We start from the raw sequence: 653 nt of genomic DNA on the forward strand, positions 1-653 counted from the left end.
CCTGGAACAGCCAGCCGTCCTGTTCCGATACGGTCCTGGATTTCAAGACGGCGAAGCCCATTGGAGATCAGACGAATCTGCTCGAATTTGATGTCACGAAGCTGGTGCGGAAATGGTATAATACGGGGAACAACTACGGGATCGAGCTGCGGTCCCGGAATGAGACCCAGCGGGCAGAAGCGTATGTTATCACATCCAACAATAACTTCGGAGAAGAAGCACACCCTTGTGCATACTTCTATTATAAAAATGCAGCGGGGCTGGAGGGATACTGGAGCTACCATGAGCAGGATGCCGGCCGGGCCGGACACGGTTATACCAATGACTTCAACGGAAACCTGGTCTTTGTCCATCCCGATGCCGCAACGTCCGGCTCCCGGCTTCCGGTCACGGTAAGCCATGTCTATAACCTTTGTGACACGGGAAAGAGTTCCAGGATCGGGAACGGCTGGCGCCTGAATGTCCAGGAACGGCTCCTTCCCACCGGGATCTCGGATTCTCTCTATGTCTATACTGACGGGGACGGGACCAGGCATTTCTTTTACCGGGACGAAAAAGATGGAAACAAGTTAAAGGACGAGGACGGCCTTGGGTTTGTCATCACCAGGGAAGAAAACCAGGCAAACGTCCATGAATACCGGCTTCTTACCGGA

The 653-nt window shown here is 53.6% G+C and carries 1 protein-coding gene; it reads left to right on the forward strand.

Translation table 11 applies throughout. The annotated features are described in order from the left end of the window. On the forward strand, positions 1-653 hold a 653-nt coding region (locus ACTQ3K_RS12640; RefSeq protein ID WP_441578600.1), incomplete at both ends, for a DNRLRE domain-containing protein.

The sequence above is a fragment of the Candidatus Paralachnospira sp. LCP21S3_A2 genome (assembly GCF_052118925.1).
Lineage (GTDB): Bacteria > Bacillota > Clostridia > Lachnospirales > Lachnospiraceae > Lientehia.